The following is a 272-nucleotide window of genomic DNA, read 5'->3' on the forward strand; positions in this document are numbered from 1 at the left end:
GCTCTGATTTGATGCAAAATCTGTATTTGAGCGCTCATATCGTCTATCAGGCATTTGTTGGGCTGATACAGTTTGAATGTCACGATTACTCACTTGCTGCTGATTCACATTGGTACGGTCAACCGCTTGATTGCTTGAACCCGTGTCGTTATATGCTAAGGAGTTTGGCGCTAAAGCGTTTGGAGCTAAGAAGTTTGGATCAGTATTGACACCCATAGCCGTTTGGTTGACGCGTGGAGTATAAGGTTGTGCGATAGGCAAAGCCACTTTGC

Annotated in this window: 1 protein-coding gene; it reads right to left on the reverse strand. The window is 45.2% G+C overall.

Annotation, left to right across the window (positions count from 1 at the left end):
• A partial coding sequence (locus AAEY75_RS15150; protein ID WP_352260045.1) for a hypothetical protein occupies positions 1-272 on the reverse strand: 272 nt, incomplete at both ends.

The sequence above is a fragment of the Psychrobacter sp. TB55-MNA-CIBAN-0194 genome (genome assembly GCF_040309505.1).
In the GTDB taxonomy this organism is placed as follows: domain Bacteria; phylum Pseudomonadota; class Gammaproteobacteria; order Pseudomonadales; family Moraxellaceae; genus Psychrobacter; species Psychrobacter fozii.